This is a genomic window from bacterium (assembly GCA_028821235.1).
GTDB lineage: Bacteria > Actinomycetota > Acidimicrobiia > Spongiisociales > Spongiisociaceae > Spongiisocius.
In genome coordinates, this window is sequence record JAPPGV010000019.1 from 1 (window position 1) to 19,721 (window position 19,721).

At 66.7% G+C, this 19,721-nt stretch carries 17 protein-coding genes; 12 read left to right on the forward strand and 5 right to left on the reverse strand.

Annotated features, from left to right (window positions below; translation table 11 throughout):
- From OXK16_02130 to OXK16_02145, 4 genes are all read left to right on the forward strand, one after another.
- Positions 1-647 (forward strand): hypothetical protein (locus tag OXK16_02130; protein ID MDE0374745.1); only part of this gene is annotated, 647 nt, incomplete at its 5' end.
- Positions 647-1,327, forward strand: a complete 681-nt coding sequence (locus tag OXK16_02135) for an acetate--CoA ligase family protein (protein ID MDE0374746.1) — start codon at positions 647-649, stop codon at positions 1,325-1,327. The genes OXK16_02130 and OXK16_02135, both read left to right, overlap by 1 nt.
- A 163-nt stretch (positions 1,328-1,490) precedes the next feature.
- The gene (locus OXK16_02140) at positions 1,491-2,441 is read left to right on the forward strand and encodes an ABC transporter permease subunit (GenBank protein ID MDE0374747.1); all 951 of its coding nucleotides are present in this window, start codon (positions 1,491-1,493) and stop codon (positions 2,439-2,441) included.
- Positions 2,442-2,462: 21 nt separating this feature from the next.
- The gene (locus OXK16_02145) at positions 2,463-3,656 is read left to right on the forward strand and encodes an ABC transporter permease subunit (GenBank protein MDE0374748.1); all 1,194 of its coding nucleotides are present in this window, start codon (positions 2,463-2,465) and stop codon (positions 3,654-3,656) included.
- A gap of 167 nt (positions 3,657-3,823) precedes the next feature.
- Here the strand turns inward: OXK16_02145 and OXK16_02150 are convergent, their stop codons facing one another.
- Positions 3,824-4,354, reverse strand: a complete 531-nt coding sequence (locus OXK16_02150) for a GNAT family protein (protein ID MDE0374749.1) — start codon at positions 4,352-4,354, stop codon at positions 3,824-3,826.
- Positions 4,355-4,676: 322 nt separating this feature from the next.
- On the reverse strand, positions 4,677-5,681 hold the full coding sequence (locus OXK16_02155) for a C-terminal binding protein (GenBank protein ID MDE0374750.1): 1,005 nt from the start codon (positions 5,679-5,681) through the stop codon (positions 4,677-4,679).
- A 137-nt stretch (positions 5,682-5,818) separates the two neighbouring features.
- Between OXK16_02155 and OXK16_02160 the strand changes: the two genes are divergently transcribed.
- The 8 genes from OXK16_02160 (at position 5,819) to OXK16_02195 (ending at position 16,222) form a co-directional block, all read left to right on the forward strand.
- Positions 5,819-6,760: a hypothetical protein gene (locus tag OXK16_02160; GenBank protein ID MDE0374751.1), complete on the forward strand. Its 942-nt coding sequence runs from the start codon at positions 5,819-5,821 to the stop codon at positions 6,758-6,760.
- A gap of 152 nt (positions 6,761-6,912) precedes the next feature.
- Positions 6,913-8,367: an amidohydrolase family protein gene (locus tag OXK16_02165; protein ID MDE0374752.1), complete on the forward strand. Its 1,455-nt coding sequence runs from the start codon at positions 6,913-6,915 to the stop codon at positions 8,365-8,367.
- 5 nt (positions 8,368-8,372) lie between these two features.
- A complete protein-coding gene (locus tag OXK16_02170; GenBank protein ID MDE0374753.1) occupies positions 8,373-9,929 on the forward strand; it encodes an NAD(P)/FAD-dependent oxidoreductase in 1,557 nt (518 codons plus the stop codon).
- 293 nt (positions 9,930-10,222) lie between these two features.
- The gene (locus OXK16_02175) at positions 10,223-12,001 is read left to right on the forward strand and encodes an ABC transporter substrate-binding protein (protein MDE0374754.1); all 1,779 of its coding nucleotides are present in this window, start codon (positions 10,223-10,225) and stop codon (positions 11,999-12,001) included.
- Between the two features lie 103 nt (positions 12,002-12,104).
- Positions 12,105-13,142, forward strand: coding sequence for an ABC transporter permease (locus OXK16_02180; GenBank protein ID MDE0374755.1), 1,038 nt, complete (start codon positions 12,105-12,107; stop codon positions 13,140-13,142).
- The gene (locus OXK16_02185) at positions 13,139-14,017 is read left to right on the forward strand and encodes an ABC transporter permease (protein MDE0374756.1); all 879 of its coding nucleotides are present in this window, start codon (positions 13,139-13,141) and stop codon (positions 14,015-14,017) included. The genes OXK16_02180 and OXK16_02185 overlap by 4 nt, the downstream gene beginning before the upstream one ends.
- Before the next feature lie 22 nt (positions 14,018-14,039).
- Positions 14,040-15,122: an ABC transporter ATP-binding protein gene (locus OXK16_02190; protein ID MDE0374757.1), complete on the forward strand. Its 1,083-nt coding sequence runs from the start codon at positions 14,040-14,042 to the stop codon at positions 15,120-15,122.
- Positions 15,119-16,222: an ATP-binding cassette domain-containing protein gene (locus OXK16_02195; GenBank protein ID MDE0374758.1), complete on the forward strand. Its 1,104-nt coding sequence runs from the start codon at positions 15,119-15,121 to the stop codon at positions 16,220-16,222. The genes OXK16_02190 and OXK16_02195 overlap by 4 nt, the downstream gene beginning before the upstream one ends.
- Positions 16,223-16,233: 11 nt before the next feature.
- Here the strand turns inward: OXK16_02195 and OXK16_02200 are convergent, their stop codons facing one another.
- The 3 genes from OXK16_02200 to OXK16_02210 are packed head-to-tail and all read right to left on the reverse strand — an operon-like array spanning position 16,234 to position 19,715.
- Entirely contained in the window at positions 16,234-16,977 is a 744-nt protein-coding gene (locus OXK16_02200; protein MDE0374759.1) for an SDR family NAD(P)-dependent oxidoreductase, read from the reverse strand.
- Between the two features lie 3 nt (positions 16,978-16,980).
- The gene (locus OXK16_02205; GenBank protein ID MDE0374760.1) at positions 16,981-18,150 is read right to left on the reverse strand and encodes an aminotransferase class V-fold PLP-dependent enzyme; all 1,170 of its coding nucleotides are present in this window, start codon (positions 18,148-18,150) and stop codon (positions 16,981-16,983) included.
- Positions 18,141-19,715 carry a thiamine pyrophosphate-binding protein gene (locus tag OXK16_02210; protein MDE0374761.1) on the reverse strand — a complete coding sequence of 525 codons (1,575 nt, stop codon included), beginning with the start codon at positions 19,713-19,715 and terminating at the stop codon, positions 18,141-18,143. The genes OXK16_02205 and OXK16_02210 overlap by 10 nt, the downstream gene beginning before the upstream one ends.
- Positions 19,716-19,721: the final 6 nt, after the last annotated feature.

The following is a 19,721-nucleotide window of genomic DNA, read 5'->3' on the forward strand; positions in this document are numbered from 1 at the left end:
GCGATGACCGCATCTGGCAGGGGTTCTTCGCGCAGACCGGAGCGATCCGGGTCGACTCGGTCCAGGAAATGGCGCACACGATCGACGCCCTGAGACGACTCCGGCGGCCGGCCGGGCACAGGGTCGCCGTCCTCGGGACCGGTGGTGGCAGCAGCGTGCTGGCAGCCGATGCATGCAGCCGGGCCGGCCTCGACCTGCCGCCGCTCTCCGCCGAGGCCCGGGCCGAACTTCGTGAGACCATTCCCGCGGCCGGCAACATCATCACGAATCCGGTAGACGCCCACGATGTGATGACCGACCCGGCGCAGATGCCGCCCGTGCTGGAGGTGCTCAGCTCGCAGGACTATCTCGACATGGTGGTCGTCTACTTCCACGTCGACTGGATGTACGACGTGGCGCCCGACCGGATAGCCGCGCTGGCCACCTTCCTCGCCGAGTCGGGCTCCGCGCACATGAACGGCAAGCCGCTGGTAGCAACATGGCGCTCCTACCGTTCGGGGCCCGAGTACCGCAAGGTCATCAAGGAGATGGGTGAAATACTGGTCGACGGAGGTATTCCACTGTTCCCGGACATCGACTCCACCGCTCGAACGCTGGCCCGGCTCGCCGACTATTCGAGTTTCGTGGCCTCGGCGGAGGCAACGTGATGGAGACCGGGGCCGATCCGTCCGGCCGAGCGGGCGAGATGCGGTCGTTGTCGGAGTTCGAGAGCAGGAACGTCCTCGATAGCTATGGCATTCCCGTGGTGGATACGACCCTCGTCAACACGCAGCAAGAGGCCGTGGAGGCGGCCGCCGGCACCGGATATCCCGTGGTCTTGAAGGGATGCGGCTCCGGCCTGACGCACAAGTCGGAGGTCGGAGTAGTCAAGCTGAACCTCACCACGAGCGCCGAGGTCGCGTCGGCGTTCAGGGCCATCGAGGCTGCTGCGGCCGGAGGGTTGGACGGCATCCTGGTGCAGCAGCAAGTCCGGGCAACGCGCGAACTCGTGGCCGGCATGGTCCGGGATCCACAGTTCGGCCCGTGCGTGATGTTCGGTCTGGGCGGCATCTACACCGAGGTCCTGGATGATGTCAGCTTCCGGATCGCCCCGCTCCAGGAACGCGACGCGATGGCGATGATGGACAGCATACGAGGAGCGGCAATCCTGGGTCCTGTCCGCGGCGCAGAAGCCGCAGACCGTGCTGCTCTGTCCAGGATCCTGGTCTCCCTCGGGCGCATCGGCCTCGAGAACGACAACATCGAAGCGATCGATGTCAACCCGCTCCTCCTCCAGGACGGTGGCTTCCCCGTGGCGGTCGACGCCGCCATCTGGATCACCTGGTAACGGGCTAGCAGGTCGCCCCCCGAGCAAGCCGACCGGCTCGGCGCGTTCGTCTTTCCCGCCGGATAGGCTTTCCGGTAGCGTTCGCCGAGTAGGAAACAGAAGGGCGCCGAGCGCGCTCCGTCCTTTGGGTGAATCCAAACCACGAGGACGACGAAGGGACGCCGTGACCACGACCAGCACCGATGTTCTCAACGTACGAGCGACCGCTCGCCGGAATAGGCGGCGCCGCCGGGTCTCCTACGTTTTCTATTCGGTCCTGGGGATGCTGCTGTTCCTGCTTTACTGGCAGCTGCTGGCCGCGCCCTTCTCGCCCCTCTCCTCTCTCATCCCGACGCCGATCGAGGCCTTCACCCACTTCCAGGACAACCTGATGTTCAGCGAGCCGATGAAGGACAATTTCGTCCACGCCTGTCCGGACCAGGCGGCAGATCTGGAGTTCACAAGGGGTAGGCTGGACAGCCTTCCCGATCGCTGTTTCGGGTACCTTCCCCATCTGTTGCACACCACCCGCAACATCCTGATCGCAGTCGCGCTGGGGACGGTCATCGGCTTGGCGGTCGGGCTGAGCAGTCTGCTCATGCCGTGGATTGCCGACGTGGTCACACCGGTAACCGGCTTCTTCGGGACGACCCCCATCTTCATCGTGGCGCCTTTCTTCGTGATCTGGTTCGGGATCGACTACCCCCTGTTGACCACCATCGGGGTGGTCGCCTTCTACACCACCCTTCTGATGTACTTCTTCACCCGCCGGGCGGCCGAGAACATACCGGTGGGGATCATCGAATCAGCCCTCACCCTGGGAGGGGACCGCCGCACGATCTTCCGATGGGTGTACCTGCGGGGAACGATTCCGGAGATCGCGGGAGGCTTCCGGATCACTCTGGGAGGAGCCTGGGGGTTGGGGACGCTGGTGGAGGTGCTGGGACCACAGATGGGAGGAGGGTTCCTGATCCGCATGTGGAGCTACGTGATGGGCCACGCGGGGGGACCGACCGCGGTGGTCGCTCTGATTCTCTTCTTCGGCGTGCTGGCTGCGGTGGTCGACGGGATCCTGGTACTGGGAATACGCTCCTTGACGAGGTGGTCCGAGGGCGGCCGCCAACTGGCCCTGTAGGCAAGGGAAGGCGACGACGGTTTGAATCAGCAGCCTGCGCTCCTCCGAGCCCTCTTCTGGATTGGATGGCTTATCTGGGCCGTCCTGACCCCGTGGATGCTTGTTCAATTGCCTGAGGGCCTTCCCCTCGTCACCTGGACACATACGGACGGTGTGATCACCGTCACGTGGTCTTACCTCGTTTCAGGGTTGGTGCTGTTCTTGGCCTGGCCGGTTGCGTTGCGCACGACCCGGGTCAAGGACGTTCTGGTCAGGGCGGGACGGGGGATAGCGGCCTGGCCGGACATGCTGTGGGCAGGCATGCGCCGCAGCCCGCTCTTCTTCGTCTCCTGGGTGATGTTGATGCTGGCGTGGCAGGTGGCGTCCTATGTCGTGCCTCATGGAACTCTCGAGCATCCCCTGGTTCCCGGATGGGACTACGTGTTCGGTGAGACCCTCTTCGGAATGTCCAGGTACTGGACTGTCCGCGGGCTTGACCTCGGGTTGGTGAGCTTCAATGTCGAGGGACTGGCGCCCCTTCCCATACTCCGCGGGGAGGCGACCTGGTTGGGTGCGTTCCTCGCCATCGCCTATCACTCGGGCGTGACCCTCTTCAGGCTGCTGTGCGGCCTGGTGCTCGGCATGGCGCTCGGCCTCCTGACCGGTCTGCTCCTTCCCTACTGGCCGGCGGTGCGCAAGACCGCGTGGGCGCCCATGAACTTCCTGCGGATGATCCCTCTCCTGGTGGCGGCTCCCTGGTTGCAGCTCGTCCTGGGCCGCCGCTTCCTGGGTATCACCATCTACATCGCCTTCGGGGTGTGGATAGTCCTGGTGGTGGCCACCATGAATGCGGTGTCCAACGTGCCCGACCGGTACATCGAAAGCGCCCGTACGCTGGGCGCCTCCCGGCTCCAGACCTACTACAGAGTGATAGTGCCGGGGTCGATTCCGGAACTGCGCACCGCCCTGCTGCTCGCCATGGGAGGGAGTTGGTCGCTGGCCATCGTCGCCGAGTTCCTGGGTTTCGGTTCCGGGCTGGGCCACCTGGCTGACGCGGCGGTGCACGGGACCAACACCGCCCAGCTGTTGATAGTGGCGTTCATCGTGGCCCTCTACGCCCTCACGACTTTCTTCCTCCTCAACGAGGGATTCAAGAAGCTGATCAGCTGGGTGCCCCAACGCACCACCGGCAAGACGGACATCAGAAAGGTGGCCGGGGCGGCAACAGGGATGTGATAGCCGAGCCCACCGCGCCGGCCAGGTCTCGGCCACTGAGTCCGTCGAAACTGCGAGGTAACAAGGGAGAGGGCGCAGCCAGACCGCCGGCGACTGCCACGCATCGAGGACTTCGGCTTGGTCGTATGGCTGATCGGGCGTGACGCCGCTGCTTGCTCCGTGGTTCGTTACAACGCCTCGTGCATCTGGCGGGTGATCGACCACATCTCTATGTCGTGAAACCGGCCATCAATGAACCCGAGCGAGCGCAGCACCCCCTCCCGGGTGTAGCCGCACTTCTCCGCCACCCGCTGCGACGCGAGATTGTCCGGATGGATACTGAGCTGGAGTCGGTCCATCAGCTTGGTCGAGAACAGGTACTCGGTAAGCAGCCCTAGGGACTCGGTTGCGTAGCCCTTCCCGGAATACTGCTCGCCGAACACCTGGTAGTTGATCTCGTAGCCGTAGAAGTAGTAGGTGACGGGAATGAAGCCGATCCACCCGACGGTGTCGGCGGCCGCATCGATCATGAGCAGCATTCCGGAGTCGTCGGACCAGTAGCCGTCCCGCTCGAACCGGCCGCGGATGTCTGTTTCGGACTTGAGAAAGTGGCCGAGAGCACCGCGCGTGCCGAGGTCGTTCAGTAACTGGATCAAGCCGTCGATATCGGCACTGCGCACGAGGCGAAGGCTGATCAGGTCTCCTCGCAAGGGCGGCACGCAATCCTCCCGATAGGGTCGATCCCCGCCACGCTTTTTCGTGGGCCGGTGCATTCACTCGCCGAGGCGTGCTGACTTGTCCCACCGGGCTCGGAATCGTGACGGAGACTCTGGCTGCAACGGCTCGGCTCTCACCCCTCCGTAGGCTAGGCGCGGTGATGCCACGGCGCTGGAACAGTATGGATCTGACCGCGGCGCCGTCGGACTCGACCAGCGCGATGAGGACTCTGCGGATCCCATGATCTGCGACGCCTGCGCACCATCGTCACCCCGCTCGTTCGGCAACCACCGCCGGCGGTAGTACTGCTCTGCTTCCGGCACCTCACGAATCGAGCCACGGGAAGCCCGGCTCTGCAGGTGCGTTGATCGTGTTGTCGGGAAGCTCGCCTCGCAGCGCCTGGATCGCTGCGGCCGCCATCTTTCTGCTCAGGTCGCGAACGGACTGCTCCGAGTACCAGGCGGTGTGGGGAGTCACAACCAGGTTGTCGAGCCCCAGGAGCGGGCTGTACATGTCGAACGGCTCCACGGCCATGACGTCGAGAGCCGCCCCGGCTAGGTGCCCGGAACTGAGTGCCTCATAGAGCGCTCCCTCCTCGATCAAGGCGCCGCGAGACACGTTGACGAGCCGGGCACCCGGCTTCATCAGCCGGATCGAGTCGGCGTTGATCACGTTCTCCGTCTCCGGGGTCTGATGGGTGTGCAGTGACACGAAGTCCGAAGAGCCGAGAAGGTGGGCCAGGCTCTTCGCCGGCATCACCGAGGCATCCCGCATGTCGGAGTGGTCCACATACGGATCGAACGCCATGACCTCGAACTCGATACCGCGTGCCTTGTCCGCTAGTCGGCGAGCGATACGGCCGAAACCGTAGAGACCGAGCCGGCATCCCCGGATGCGCGTGAGCCTGCCTCCGCCCGAATGGTCCCACTCGCCGCGGCGGCTGCTCATATGCAGAGGGAGCAGGCCTCTGGCAAGGGCGAGAAGCAGCGCGAGGGCGTGATCCGACACCTCCTCCACGCAGTAGTCCGGCACGTTGGCGACCGCAATGCCGCGCTCGGCGGCGAGCTCCAGATCGACGTGCTCGTGGCCTACGCCACCGAGGATCAAGGCGCGGCACTTCGAGGCGACTTCCAGGATTACCTCGGAGATCGGGCTGGTGTGGACGAGTCCGGCATCGGCTTCGCGCAAGGCTGCGGCCGCTTCTTCCTCGCTGTTGCAAACGGATGTCATCAGGGCGGCGCCCGCCTCGTCGAGCAGGTCGCGCTCGATCGACCAGTTGCGAGGGGGCGTGTCGGGACCTTCGACGCCCACGACGAGCCGGTCCGTCATGGCGGGCCTTCCATGCCCTTTGCCTGTACGAGAAAGCGACCGAGCAAGTCCGTGATCCCGGCATGCGGGACCGGTTGACTCGCTGACCGGGGCCCGTTTACTGTCGCGGTGTCAGCGAGCAACGCAGGAGAGGGATCATGTCGGATCCGGGAAGCGTGATGACCGTTCTGGGGCCTATACCAGCAGACCAACTCGGCTACGTGCTTCCCCATGAGCATCCCTATTGCCAGCTGCGCCAGGCGGCGCACCGCTATGACTTCCCCGATCAGTTCGATGACGACCGCGTCGTCACGGCCGAGGTCGCGGCGTTTAGAGAACTGGGCGGGACCACTCTCGTAGACCTGACTGTACCGGACATCGGCAGGTCGCCGGAGCGCCTGCGCAAGCTCTCTCAGAACACGGGCATCCACATCGTGATGGGCTGCGGATGGTACCGGGGCAACTACTACCGGCCCGAGGATGTCATCGAGAGACGTACCGTCGGATCGCTCGCTGACCAGCTCATCGCTGAGATCACGGACGGAGTCGACGGTACCGGCATCAAGCCCGGGGTGATCGGTGAGATCGGTGTGGAGAAGACCTGGGTCGCTCCGGTGGAGGAGAGGGTGCTGCGAGCGGCGGCGCGGGCCCACAAGGCAACCGGACTCGCCCTGGGCGCCATCCACGCCATCGGCCCGGTCGCACCCGACATCTTGACCATTTTCGACGAAGAGGATGTCGACATGTCGCGGGTCGCGGTGGCCCACTGCGATTCCTATCCCCACATGGAGTTCCTCGAAGGTCTCATCGCACGAGGAGTCTTCGTCATGTTCGACAACTGCGGACAATACAGTGGTCTGGGGACCTTCGAGGAGCACATCATGAACACTGTGAAGGAGTTGGTCGACAAGGGGCATGGGGACCACATCCTTCTCTCGCACGACACCTGCAAGTTCCCCCAGTTCAAGATCCACGGAGGTCCCGGTTTCGTGTATCTCTCCGAGACGTTCCTACCGGCGCTGCGCGACCTGGGCATCACGGAGAAGACGATCAACAGGATCACCCGGGACAACCCCCGCCGCTGGCTCGTCGGGTCGTAGGCGGTAGGCGGGGCAGAGGGAGAGGCCGTGCCCGGAGGCGGTGAGTTCACCCGCATTGGTCAGGCCGACGCCTACGCGGCAATCGATGCGATAGCGGCAGGGTGCGAAGCCATGGCTGGGCCCTCTCGCTTCGCTATCCGGCCCCTCGTGCCATGACGGCTGCCGGCGAAGTGCTTCCGGCCACGGGTGTCGACACCGTGCTGCGGCACGGTCACATCATCACCATGGATCCCGAGCGCCGTATCCTGCTGGACGGTTCGATTGCGATTGGCGACGGCCGGATCGTCGACATCGGACCGGATGACGAGGTTGCGGTGCCCGACGGCGCGGTGGAACGCGACCTGCAGGGCGCTCTTGTTCACCCCGGATTCATCGATGCTCACGTTCACGTCAACAGCCAGGAGTTGATCCGCGGGTTCGCGCCCAAGGACACCGCCGACTGGAGCGATCTGGAGCTGGCGCTGTGGGATGCGCGGTCACCGGAGATGGACTACTTCGGCACTCTCATCTCGTCTATGGAGATGGTCGCCAACGGTACGACGATGTTTGCCGACACCGGGAGTGCCTTCTGGCTGGAAGACGAGGTGCGCGCCCTCGAGATGGTTGGTATCCGGGGCTTCCCCGGCCACTTCCTCATCGACGGCAACCTCGAGATCGACGCCGACGAGCTCGAGGATCCGCGGTTCGGTTCCATGCCGCAGTCGGAGATCGACATCCTCGGCGTGACCACCCCCGTCGCGCTCGAGCGGCTGCGGCGCCAGATCGCGGATTACCCCTTTCACAGCGAGCGGCGGGTGAGGGGCGTAGTCAACATGTTCGGCAGCGGGCGGAACACGGACGAGCTGCTAGTCCGTGCCCGGGAGTTGGCAGCCGAACACCGGGTGCCCATGATCATGCACCAGTCCTGGGGACCCGAGGAGGTCAGCGCCTCGCTCGACGAGCACGGAAAGCGGCCCCTCGAACACCTGGCCGACCTCGGAATCCTCGGGCCGGGGCTTACGCTCGCGCACATGATCCACCTCGACGATCGGGAGCTGGAGCTCACGATCGACTCGGGCACCCACGTCGTCCACTGCCCGACGGCCTCGGTGCGCCGGGGTATGGGGGCCCTTCGGCTGGGCCGTTTCCCGGAGATGGTGCGCGCCGGTCTGGCGGTCGCACTCGGGTCCGATGGAGTGAGCGCCCGGCGCGACGTGGGGCGGCAGATGTATCTCGCCGCGGTGGGATTCCGCGAGGTCCGGAACGAGATGCCGGTCTTCACGGGGGAGACGATCCTCGAGATGGCGACACTGCACGGTGCAGCGGCCGTGGGCATGGCAGGCGAGATCGGGTCGCTGGAGGTCGGCAAGCGCGCCGACATCGTGATCCACTCGCTGGACCGGCCCGAAGCGCACCCGAGATTCCAGGACCCCGTCGACAGCCTGGTGTTCTACCGCCAAACCCGCACGGTCGACACGGTCATCATCGATGGGGAAGCCGTCTACGACGGGGGTCGCTTCACCCGCTTCGACGCGGCCGAGGCGTATCGCCGGATCGACGCGGCCGCTTCCCGCTTCGAGAGAGAAGTGGGTCCGGGGAGCTTCACCCCCTGGCCGATCGTGGGCTGACCCCCGTGAGGGGCTCGACGGGGACCGACACGGATGTCGTCATCGTGGGCGCCGGGCACAACGGGTTGGTGGCGGCGTTCTACCTGGCGCGTGCCGGACTCCGGGTGCGGGTTCTCGAGGCCCGAAGCCTCGTGGGCGGCGCTGTGGCCACCGAAGAACTGATTGACGGGTTTCGCTTCTCCACGTGCGCGTTCAGGCTGTGGGGCCTGCAACCACGGGTGATCCAGGACATGGGGCTTGCCGGACGTGTCACCGTCCGCAAGCCGGAACCGACCGTGCTGCGGCTCTATCCCGACGGCCGCTCCCTCAAACAGTGGAGTGACCTGGGCCGCACGGCCGCCGATCTCGAGTCCTTCTCACCTGGGTCGTCGGCTCGCCTGGCGGACTGGTCGGCATTGTGGGAGCGGGCGGGTGCGCTCTACGAGCCGTTCGTGTTACGGGAACCCCCTTCCGAGTCGGAACTGCGTGCTCGGTCTGCCCGATTGGGCGATCCCGACCTGTACGACACCCTTCGGACGGGAGACATGGCATCGCTCGTGCAGGATCACTTTGCCGACGAGGCCGTCCAGGGCGCCTACATCGCGGCGCCTGCCGATCCTCGCCAGCCCGGATCGCCGCTCGAGGCCGCCTGGGCCTCGGCTCCTCTGGATCCGGATTGGGCCGGGCTTCCGGACGGCGGCATGGGCGCCCTCGCTTCCGCGATGGCCGAGGCGGCGGCCGGGGCAGGGGCGGAGATCACGACCGATGCCCCGGTGACACGCATCCTGGTGGACGATGAGGGAGCGGCCGGGGTCGAGTTGGGGGATGGGAGCCGTCTCGACGCCGGCATGGTCGTGTCCAACCTGAGTCCGCGGGCGACCTACACGTGGCTCGTCGACCCCGGTGCGTTGGACCCGTCGTTTCTCGGGAGGGTGGAGGAAATCTCGAGCACGATCGGCTACCTCAAGCTGCACGCGGGCCTTCGGGAGCCGATGGACCTGTCACGCTACCTGGGCCCCGACCACGATCCGGTGGCGGGGTCGTACATGAGGATCACCCGGTCGATCGACCACTACATCTCGGCCTGGGAGGACTGTGCCGCCGGCCGACCGGCGAGGGACCCCGTCATCCAACTGGGAACGCACACTGCGTTCGACCCGGCCAGCGCGCCGCCGGGGGGTCACGCGGTGTCGGCCCTCGTCCTGTATGCACCACCGGTTCCCGAGAACGGAACGTGGAGCGATCTCCGCACCTCCGTGGCGGAAGACCTGATCGATCGGATCACCGAGTACGTGCCCAATTTCCGCAGGGCGCTCGTCGATTACGTCCTCTTCACGCCGGCCGACCTGGAGCGCAGGCTGGGCATGCCGGCCGGGGACATCCATCACGGTGACCATCTCCCCGGCCAGTTCTTCACCGGACGACCGTTCCCGGACTCGGGTGGATGGCGGAGCCCGATCACCGGGTTGTACCTATGCGGCGCCGGCACGCATCCCGGTGGCGAGGTCACCGGGGCCCCTGGTTACAACTGCGCGGCGGCGATCCTGGCCGATCGGAGCGGCTGGGATCGCCATTCTGGTTGAAGAGTTGCGCATGGACGGTCGAATAGACCTAACCGACAGCCGGTAGACCGCTAGTCCGCGGCTGGATTCGCACGGTCATTGCGTCGATCGCTTCGTCGGGTCTGCGGCCACGATGGGAACGGTCCGTGAGGGTGGTTCGCCGATCCCACTATCTCGGACGCCGGACAATCTCTCCCTGTATGCTCAACCGAGGCCACTCCGGGGTCAGGCGGAGCAAGTGGACGTTCGTACCCGGGGTCCGGACGAAGGGAAGAACGATGCACAAGCACCGACCAGGACGATGGCTGGCACTGTTGTTGACACTGGCTGTGTTCGCCGTCGCCTGCGGCACGGACGAACCGGACGAGGCGGCACCTGCGACGACGGCCGCGCCGGCAACCACCGCTGCGCCCGCGGAGACAACCGCTACCACGGTTGTGGAGGTGGGAACGACCACCACGACCGAGGCGCCGGCGGGTGAGCCGACCACGACGACCGCCGCTCCCACGACGACTACCACCGAGGCGATGGCCGAACCCCTGACGGGCCGCGAGGCGACCGTGGTGATCGGCAAGAAGATGGATAGCGACACCATTTTCGATCCGGCGCGGGCCTTCGAGGAGTTGTACGTGCTGGTGCTCGGATCCGTGTACAACACCCTCACGCAGTGGGCGGAGACCGATAACGGCTACGACTACCAGCAGTTGCTTCCCGAGTTGGCCACCGAGTGGTCGTCCAACGCGGACGCCACCCAGTGGACCTTCAAGCTGGACCCGGACGCCCGCTTCCACGACGGATCACCGGTCACCTCCGAGGACGTGGCCTTCTCGTTCATGCGGCTGAAGAACGTAGCCGCCACGCCGTCCTACCAGGGGGCCAACATCGTCAGCGCCGTGACGCCCGACGATCAGACCGTGGTATTCAACCTCGAAAACGCAGACGCGGAGTTCCCGGCCCTGACCACCGCGGCCGCCTTCAGCGTCCTCAACAGCGAGTTGGTGATGGCCAACGGCGGTGCGGCCGGCGAGGACGCCTCCGAGACCGATACGGCCGGTGAGTGGCTGGCTCTGAACAGCGCCGGCTCCGGGCCGTTCACCTTCGACTTCTCCGAACCGGGCAGCCGCCTCGAGATCGTCCGGGTGGACGACTACTGGGAAGGCCCGCCCGCCGTGATGGAGAGGGTCATCTTCGTGAACATCCCCGAAGCCCAGTCACGCATCGACGCACTGTCCCGCGGCGACATCGACCTGGCATGGACGGTGATCCCGCATCAGGCGGCCTCGCTCGGTGACGACTTCACGATCCTCCAGGCCAACACCAACCACTGGTACTACGTGATGTTCACGACCGACCCGGACAACAACGCGTTCGTGGCCAACCCGACGGTCCAGCAGGCGCTCAAGTACGCCATCGACTACGACGGCCTCCAGCGACTCTGCCCCGGATACACCGCCAACCGGGTGTACGGCCTGGCGCCGATGCGCCTGGGAGGCATCACGGAGGGCTACGAGCGTGACCTGGACAGGGCACGGGAACTGCTGGCAGAGGCGGGCTACCCGGACGGCTACGACGATCCGGAGAACCCGATCCGCCTCCAGACGTTCCAGTGGAGCGGCTTCTGCCCCGGTTTCGGCGACGTTGCGCAGAAGCTGGCCGCCGACTTTGCCGACATCGGCGTCAAGACCGAGGTGCAGATCCGAGACGTCGGTGTGTTCTTCACCGACTTCCGCAAGGGCGACCTCGACATCAACGTGAGCGACTGGTTCCCGGAATATCCGTCGGCCATGAACTCGGCGCAGGTGTCGTTCGCGGACGGATTCCTGAACTGGCAGCGCTCGCTCTGGCCCGACAATGCCGAGGGCTGGCTTCTCTATGACGAGATCAAGGCGGCAGGAGACGCGGCGCTGGCGTCGGTCGACCCGGCGGAGCGGATGAGCCTGCTGAACGACGTGGAGCGGATGAGCCTTGACGCCAACCCGACTCACCTGATGGTCGAGATCCCCGAGTGGTATCCGCACGTCAACACGTTGACCGGGGTCTACTACCACGCCGTCTACCGGTTCGAGCCGTACCGGATGGGGCGGTCCCGGTAGTCGAGGTTCCGCGGGAGACCGCACAAACCAACGGGGGGCGGCCGGGAGGTCGCCCCCCGATCGCCCTCTCGTACGGCTGAAGCCATGACCCGGAGGAGTTGACATGCGCTGGTTCGTACTGCGGCGCCTGGCCTTGGCGCCGTTCGTGCTGCTGGGCATGACCTGCATCACCTTCTTTGTGTCCCAACTGATCCCCATCGACCCGGTTGCCGCCTACCTGGGAGGTCGGGGCGCCGCCCAATCCGACGCGGCGGAACAGGCCATCATCGACGCCCTCAGCGCTCGCTGGGGATGGGACAAGCCGATCCCGGAGCGCTACTGGATCTACCTGACCAACCTGCTGCAGGGCGACATGGGCGAGTCGAGCCACTCGGCGCGTGCGGTCAGCACCGACCTCGCCAACGTGCTACCCCCGACCATCGAGCTGGTGGTGGCAGCTCTGGTGGTCGCTCTCGTGTTCGGCATCCCGCTCGGCGTGTTCGCGGCGGCGCGCCGGGGAGGAGTTTGGGACGCGCTCTTCAAGGTGGTCTCCACACTGGCGATCTCGGTGCCGGTGTTCTGGCTTGCCATCGTCGGGTTCATGGTCTTCTACGGGCGGCTGGGGTGGGCTGCCGGGCCGGGCCAGCTGGACATCTTCACGCGCCCACCGCCGGAGGTGACCGGGATGGTCACCGTCGACTCCATACTGGCCGGCCGATGGGACGCCCTGTTCGACACCCTGCACCACCTGGCGTTCCCCGCCCTGGTGTTGGGTCTGGTGATCGGCTTCTACTTCGCCCGGGTGGTCCGTTCGGAGATGGTCGACGCCCTGGAGTCGGACTACGTTCGCACCGCCCGCGGCAAGGGACTGCGCCGGCGGCTGGTCCTCTACCGCCATGCTTTTCGCAACGCGGTCATCCCCGTGATCACCCTGTCGGGGCTCGCCTTCGGTTCGCTGCTCACCGGGATCATCGTGGTCGAACGCGTGGTGGGCTGGCCCGGACTCGGCCAGTACGCCTTCACGGCGGCCACCCGCCTGGATCTCAACGCCCTCTCGGGGGTGGTGCTGGTGATCAGCCTGGCCTACGTGCTGGCCAACCTGACGGTAGACCTGCTGTACACGGTGGCCGACCCACGGGTGCGCGACGGGATGCGGTCGTGACCGCAGGCCGGCTCCGCCGCCTGGAAGAGGCGGTAGCGCCCACCCGCTTCGCCACGACCATGGAGTCCCTGCGGCCCCGCACCTTCCTCGAGTTCTACGGCGTGGGGGTGATCGTGGTGATGGTGACGGCTATCGCCGCGGCACCGCTTATCGCCCCCGATCCTTTCGCCCAGGATCTGCCGTCGGCCCTGGCCGGCTCGAGTGCCGATCACTGGCTGGGCACCGACAACCTGGGCCGCGACCTGTGGTCACGTATCCTCTACGGGGGCCGGGTGTCGGTGGTGATCGGCGTCTTCGTCCTCCTGACGGCGGGCGCCGTAGGGGTGCTCTACGGCGCAGTGTCCGGATATGCCGGTGGGATGGTCGACGCGGTGATGATGCGGATCGTCGACATCTTCCTGTCGTTCCCCTCCATCATGCTGGCCCTGCTCATCTCCGCGGCGCTGGGACCCACCATCCGCAACGTCATCATCGCGATCGCGGCAGCGTGGTGGCCGGTCTATGCCCGGCTGATCCGGGGCCAGGTCATCGTGGTGAAGGAACGCGAGTTCGTAACCGCCTCCAGGGCACTGGGAGCGGGGCCGATGCGGAACCTGCTGTGGACGGTCCTGCCCAATAGCTTCGGGGTGATGAAGACGATCTTCGTCCTCGACATCGGCTACGCCATCCTGGCCGGCTCCACGCTCGGCTTCCTGGGCCTCGGCGTCACGCCGCCGACCCCCGAGTGGGGTTACATGATCCGGGAGGCCCTCCAGTATCCCACCCACTGGTGGTTCATCATCAGCCCCGGCCTCGCCCTGCTGCTCTTCGTATCGGCCATCAACTTCGCCGGGGGCATCGTCACCCGGTCGGTATATGAAGTCCCCGGTCACTGAACCCGGCACCGGCGCGGTTGAGATGCCCGAGCCGGACCGGACTCTGCTGTCGGTGAGGGATCTGAACGTGACTTTCCGGGCAAAGTCCTTGGTTCGGGCAGTCCGCGGGGTCTCGTATGACCTGGCGGTGGGGGAGCAGGTGGGTCTGGTGGGCGAGAGCGGATCGGGCAAGAGCGCCAGCGCCCTGGCGCTGGTTCGGTTGCTGCCCGATTACGCAGACGTGTCCGGAAGGGTGACGCTGGAACGTACCGACCTGATGCGGCTCACCGAGCGCGAGCTGCGGGGCGTCCGGGGTGACCAGGTAGGGATCGTCTACCAGGATCCCTTCAGTTCGCTGAACCCGGTACTCACCATCGGCACGCAGCTCACCGAGGTACTTCGCAAGCACAAGGGACTCGGGGCAAGGGCGGCGCGGCGGGCGGCGGCCCGGCTGCTGGGAACCGTGGGTGTGCCCAACGCGGAGGAGCGCATCTCCGACCATCCCCACCAGTTCTCCGGAGGCATGCGGCAGCGCGCCGTCATAGCCATGGCGGTGGCGCCCCGGCCCGCACTCTTGATCGCGGACGAGCCGACCACCGCCCTCGACGTCACCGTACAGGCCCAGATCTTGGAGTTGCTCCAGGAACTGACCTCCGAGCACGAGACCACGATGCTGCTCATCACCCACGATCTGGGTGTGGTGGCCGGCGTCACGCAACGGGTGATGGTGATGTACGCGGGGCGCATAGTCGAGTCCTCCTCCACCGAGGACGTGTTCACGAGAGCGTCCCATCCCTATACGGTCGCGCTTCACAGATCCCTACCCCGGATCGATGTCCGCCAAGAACGGCTCGTGACGATCGAGGGCCAGCCTCCCGACCCGACCCAACTTGTCAGGGGATGCCCCTTCGCTCCCAGGTGCCCTTCCAGAATCGATCGATGCGCCGATGAGGACCCGCCGTTGATGACCATCCCTACCGCCCGGCGCGCCGCCGCCCGGGGCTGGGACATGGCGTCGATCCGTGAGGAGGACGGAGAGCAGGTTCCCGGACCGGCGAGCCCCCACCTGACCGCCTGCTGGAACCCCCCGGATCCGGCGGGAGACGAACCCGGACCAGCCCGATGAGCACCGAGCAGGTTGTGAGCCCGGTCTTGGTCGAGGTCCAGGACCTGCGGGTCTGGTTTCCGGCCGGGCGGGGATCGTCTACCAAGACCGGCGGCTCCATCAAGGCGGTGGACGGGATTACGTTCACGGTCCAGCGCGGAGAGACCCTGGGTCTCGTGGGTGAGTCGGGATGCGGCAAGACAACCACCGCCCGAGCCGTCCTCAAACTCCTGGACCCGACGGAGGGACGCATCCTCTTCGACGGCGTCGACCTGTCAACCGTCTCGCGTAGAGAACTCCGGCTGATGCGACGCCGGATGCAGCCGGTGTTTCAGGATCCGTTCTCCAGCCTCAACCCGAAGCGTACGGTGGCGCGGATAATCGCCGAGCCGCTCGTCATCCATCGCCAGGGGACCGCATCGGAGCGCCGGGAGAGGGTTGGCGAGCTGCTCGACACCGTCGGGTTACCACCTGACGCGGCGGGCCGCTACCCGCATGCGTTCAGCGGAGGCCAGCGTCAGCGAATCGCCATCGCCCGGGCCATGGCCCTTCGACCGGACCTGATCATCGCCGACGAGCCCGTCAGCGCTCTCGACGTCAGTATCCGCGCCCAGATCCTCAACCTGCTCAGCGACCTCCAGCAGGAATTCCACCTGACCTATCTGGTCATCGCGCACGATCTCGCCCTCGTACGGCAGGTGACCGACCGGGTGGCGGTCATGTACCTGGGAAAGATCGTCGAGCTGCGACCCACAGAGGACCTGTACCGGCGACCGCTCCACCCGTACACGGTGGCGCTGCTGTCGTCGGCGCCCATTCCCGACACCGAGGCCGAAGCGACCCGGCAACGCATCGTGTTGGAGGGTGATGTACCCAGCCCGGCCGATCCGCCGACAGGCTGTCGCTTCAACACCCGATGCTGGCTCCGGCGAAATCTGGGAAACCCGGACGTCTGCACCACCGAAGCCCCCCCTCTGGCGGAGGTACAGGACCGCGGAGCTTCCGGCGTGGTGGCGTGCCACTTCCCGGAGGCGGTGGAGGACTCCCCCGAACGTAGGGAGACACTGGTGGCTCTCACCGGTTCGAGGGGTTCCTCCTCCTATCACCAACCACCCGACTAGGGATTGATCATCTAGCCGAGCATATCCCCGCGATCCACCACCGCGACCTCACCCGTGATCGAGTCGTTGGACACCAGCCCGATGAGAGACCGGACCACGTCCTCCACCGGCACCAGAGGCACCGCTCCCGCCCGGATCTCCCTGGCCCGGTCGGCAGGCACGTGGCGATCGATCCACTCGGTGAGCATCCAACCCGGCGCGATGGCATTGACCTGCACCGTGGGTGCCAGCGCCCTGGCCAGGCAGCGGGTGAGCGACACCAGCGCGGCCTTCGACACCACGTAGGGGATGGAGCTACCCGTGCTGGTGAGAGCGGAATTGGAGGCTACGTTGATGATCTTGCCCGCACCCCTGGATTGCATCCCGGGCGCCACCGCCCGGGAACACAGGAACGCACCCGTGACGTTGACGTCCATGATCCGCCGCCACTCCTCCGCGGTGACCGCCCCCAGGTCGGGAAACGGAACGTAGCGGGTGGTGCCCGCATTGTTGACGAGGATGCTCACCGGTCCTAGCTCCTCCTCGACCGACGCCACCATCGAGGAAACCGCCGAACCGTCGGTGATGTCGGCCTGGACCGCCAGCGCGGTCCCTCCGCGGTCCCTGATCCGCCGGACCACTCTTTCCGCCTCCAGGCGCGACCTGGAGTAGTTTACGGCCACCGACGCGCCCGCCCCCACCAGTGCGAGGGCAGTTGCTCGACCGAGACCGGTGCCTCCGCCGGTCACCAGCGCCACCCGCCCGTCCAAGTCCATCCTCTACCTCCTCGGTACCCGGGCAGAAGCACCAGCCCGCCTGTACGCGTCGATTCCCTGAAGAAGACGGTCCACGTCGCCGGGGGTGTTGTAGAGGTGGGGATCGGCCCGGACCCGGTCGTCCTCGGGGTATCCCCACACATCCACGCCCAGCCTCCGCAGGTGGCGGCACAACTGCACCGCGCCGTCGAAGTGGAAGGCCACCACCCCGCCACGCTCGTTCGGGTTCGCCGGGGTCAGCACCCGGATCCCCCGTTCGGCCAACCCGTCGATCATCTGCCCGGTCAGTTCCACGACATGCCGTTCGATGTCCGTTATGCCCGCCTCGAGGATGATGTCCAAACCTCTGCGCGCTGCCGCGATGCCCGGCAGGTCCGCCAGACCGATCTCGTGGCGCACCGCGCCGGGCCGGTACGAGAGGTTCCCGGGCACGTCCGGCCCGCCGCCCCGGTAGGCCCCCACGTAGCCGACGTGGGGCGGCGCCAGAGACTCGATGTGCTCTCGGCGCGCGTAGAGGTATCCCAACCCGGGCGGACCGAGTAACCACTTCATCAGCGTGCCGCTCATAAAGTCGACACCGGCAGCCTCGGCATCGATGGGGACGGCGCCCGCCGACTGGGCGGCGTCGACGATGAGGTAGCCGGCACAACCGCGGGCCAACTCGGCCAGCCTCCGGAGGTCGTGGCGGAAGCCGGTGCGGGGGTCCACGTGGGAGACGAGCACCGCGATGGTGTTCTCGTCCACGAGGCTCTCGATCCCCGCCATCCAGGTGGAGGGTGGTCCATCAGCAACCGATCGGACCTCGACCGGGCGGCGGTCGGGCAGCAGCCAGGGCCAGACGGCGCTCGGGTGGGAGGTCGGGTCGGTGACGATGTTGGCGCCGGCAGGCGGTTGGATCATCTGGACCGCCAGGTTGGACCCCCGAGAGGTATTGTCGACGATGGCTATCTCGCCGGGATCAGCGCCCACCACGGTCGCCAGCCGGGTCCTGAGCTGCTCCCACTCGTCGAAGTAACGTGCGCGGTGATACGCCGGATCTGACATCCATCGATCGGACCACCGGTCGAGGGCCGCCTTGACCGGGATCGCAGCGGGCGCAAGACCCCCGGCGAAGAGGTAGGCGCGGGTCTCGGTGATCGGGAAGAGCGACCGGTACCGCCCGGTCAGGACCATGCAGGCACCTCGACCAGGGTCGGACCATCGGCTGCCAGGGCGACCTCCACCGCATCCGCCAGATCCGCGGGCTCGGTCACGCGCGTCCACGATGCACCGTAGGCGGTGGCCAGGGTTGCCAGGTCGGGGACAAGCAGGTCGGTACCGAACGGCTCGAACCCTCGTTCCCGCATCAGGCGGCTTATCTCCCCGAAGGCCCGGTCGTTCCAGATGACCACGGGAAGCGCGAGCCCGTGCTGGGCGGCCACCATCAGCTCCGACATGGTGAACATGAACCCGCCGTCCCCCACGAGTGCCGCCACCGCCCTGTCGGGCCGGGCGATCTTGGCGCCGATCGCGGCGGGCAGCGCGTATCCCAGAGTGGCCAGACCGGACGGGTTCATCCATGTCCGCGGGCCAGGGAGGCCGTAGAAGGGGAAGGCGCCGAATCCGGCCACCATCGCCACATCGAGGGCGAGGGAGGACTCCTCAGGCATGGCCGCCCGCAGCGCACGGATCCAGGGAAGGTAGGGCCGGCCCATGACCAGCGCCTCCTTCTCGGCCGCCTCGCGCACCTGGGCCGCACGGGAAGCACCCGCCCGGGGCCTCGAACCCGCCACGCAGTCGAGCACCATGGCCAACGCCGTCCCGGCCTCTCCGACCACCGCCGCGTCCACCGGGTGGTTGCGTCCGATCTGCTCCTGGTCGATGTCGACCTGTACCAGCTTCCCGTCCAGCTGCAACGGGCCCAACCAGAGGTCCGCCGGGCTCAGCTCCGTGCCCACGGCCAGCACCACGTCACACCCTTCTAGGAAACGCGCCACCGAGCGGTAGACAACCAGCGAAGCCTCCAGAGGATGGCCACTCGGGACCACCCCCTTCCCGTTGAGCGTGGTCACGACGGGCGCGTCAAGGTGCTCGGCCATCGCCAACACCCCCTCGACCGCCCCCTGCGCGCCGCCCCCCGCCACGACGGCCGGCGCCGCGGCCGAACCGAGGAGTCGGGAGGCTCTCAAGACCGCGTCCCCATCCGGAGCGGGCGGATCCTCGGCGGGTGCGGACGGAATGGGTGCCGAGGTCGCCGCCTCCTGCACGTCCACGGGAATGGCCAGGCACACCGGCCGGGGCCGCTCGGTCCTGAACCGCAGGAACGCGTAGTGCACCGCCTGCGCCACTTCGTCAGGGGAGAGCACGAGCCGGGACCGGTCGGTGATGCCCTCCAGGACGCTCTCCTGGGAGCGGAGTTCGTGCGAGTGGCCCCGGCCGCGCCCGATGTCCTCACTGGGGATGTGGGCGGTGATGCAGAGCACCGGAACGGAGTCGGAGTAGGCCTCGGCGATGGCGGTTGCCGCATTGGTGACGCCCGGCCCGGTGGTCACGATGCACACCCCCGGGCGGCCGGTCACCCGGGCGTAGCCATCCGCCATGAAGGCTGCCCCCTGCTCGTGGGTGGTGGTGATGTGCTCGATGTCCCGCGCCCGGCCCAGGGCACGGTAGATCTCGAGAGTGTGGGTGCTCGGGATGCCGAAGACGTGCCGGACACCGTTGACCCGGAGCGACTCGATCAGTGCCTCGGCGCCGGTCATCGCTAA

Excerpts from the sequence above, each read along its gene's own strand:
- OXK16_02200 (MDE0374759.1), bottom strand. The coding sequence starts at position 16,977 with ATGGACTTGGACGGGCGGGTGGCGCTGGTGACCGGCGGAGGCACCGGT.
- OXK16_02205 (MDE0374760.1), bottom strand. The coding sequence starts at position 18,150 with ATGGTCCTGACCGGGCGGTACCGGTCGCTCTTCCCGATCACCGAGACC.
- OXK16_02195 (MDE0374758.1), top strand. The coding sequence starts at position 15,119 with ATGAGCACCGAGCAGGTTGTGAGCCCGGTCTTGGTCGAGGTCCAGGAC.
- OXK16_02155 (MDE0374750.1), bottom strand. The coding sequence starts at position 5,681 with ATGACGGACCGGCTCGTCGTGGGCGTCGAAGGTCCCGACACGCCCCCT.
- OXK16_02210 (MDE0374761.1), bottom strand. The coding sequence starts at position 19,715 with ATGACCGGCGCCGAGGCACTGATCGAGTCGCTCCGGGTCAACGGTGTC.
- OXK16_02180 (MDE0374755.1), top strand. The coding sequence starts at position 12,105 with ATGCGCTGGTTCGTACTGCGGCGCCTGGCCTTGGCGCCGTTCGTGCTG.
- OXK16_02165 (MDE0374752.1), top strand. The coding sequence starts at position 6,913 with ATGACGGCTGCCGGCGAAGTGCTTCCGGCCACGGGTGTCGACACCGTG.
- OXK16_02190 (MDE0374757.1), top strand. The coding sequence starts at position 14,040 with ATGCCCGAGCCGGACCGGACTCTGCTGTCGGTGAGGGATCTGAACGTG.
- OXK16_02135 (MDE0374746.1), top strand. The coding sequence starts at position 647 with ATGGAGACCGGGGCCGATCCGTCCGGCCGAGCGGGCGAGATGCGGTCG.
- OXK16_02160 (MDE0374751.1), top strand. The coding sequence starts at position 5,819 with ATGTCGGATCCGGGAAGCGTGATGACCGTTCTGGGGCCTATACCAGCA.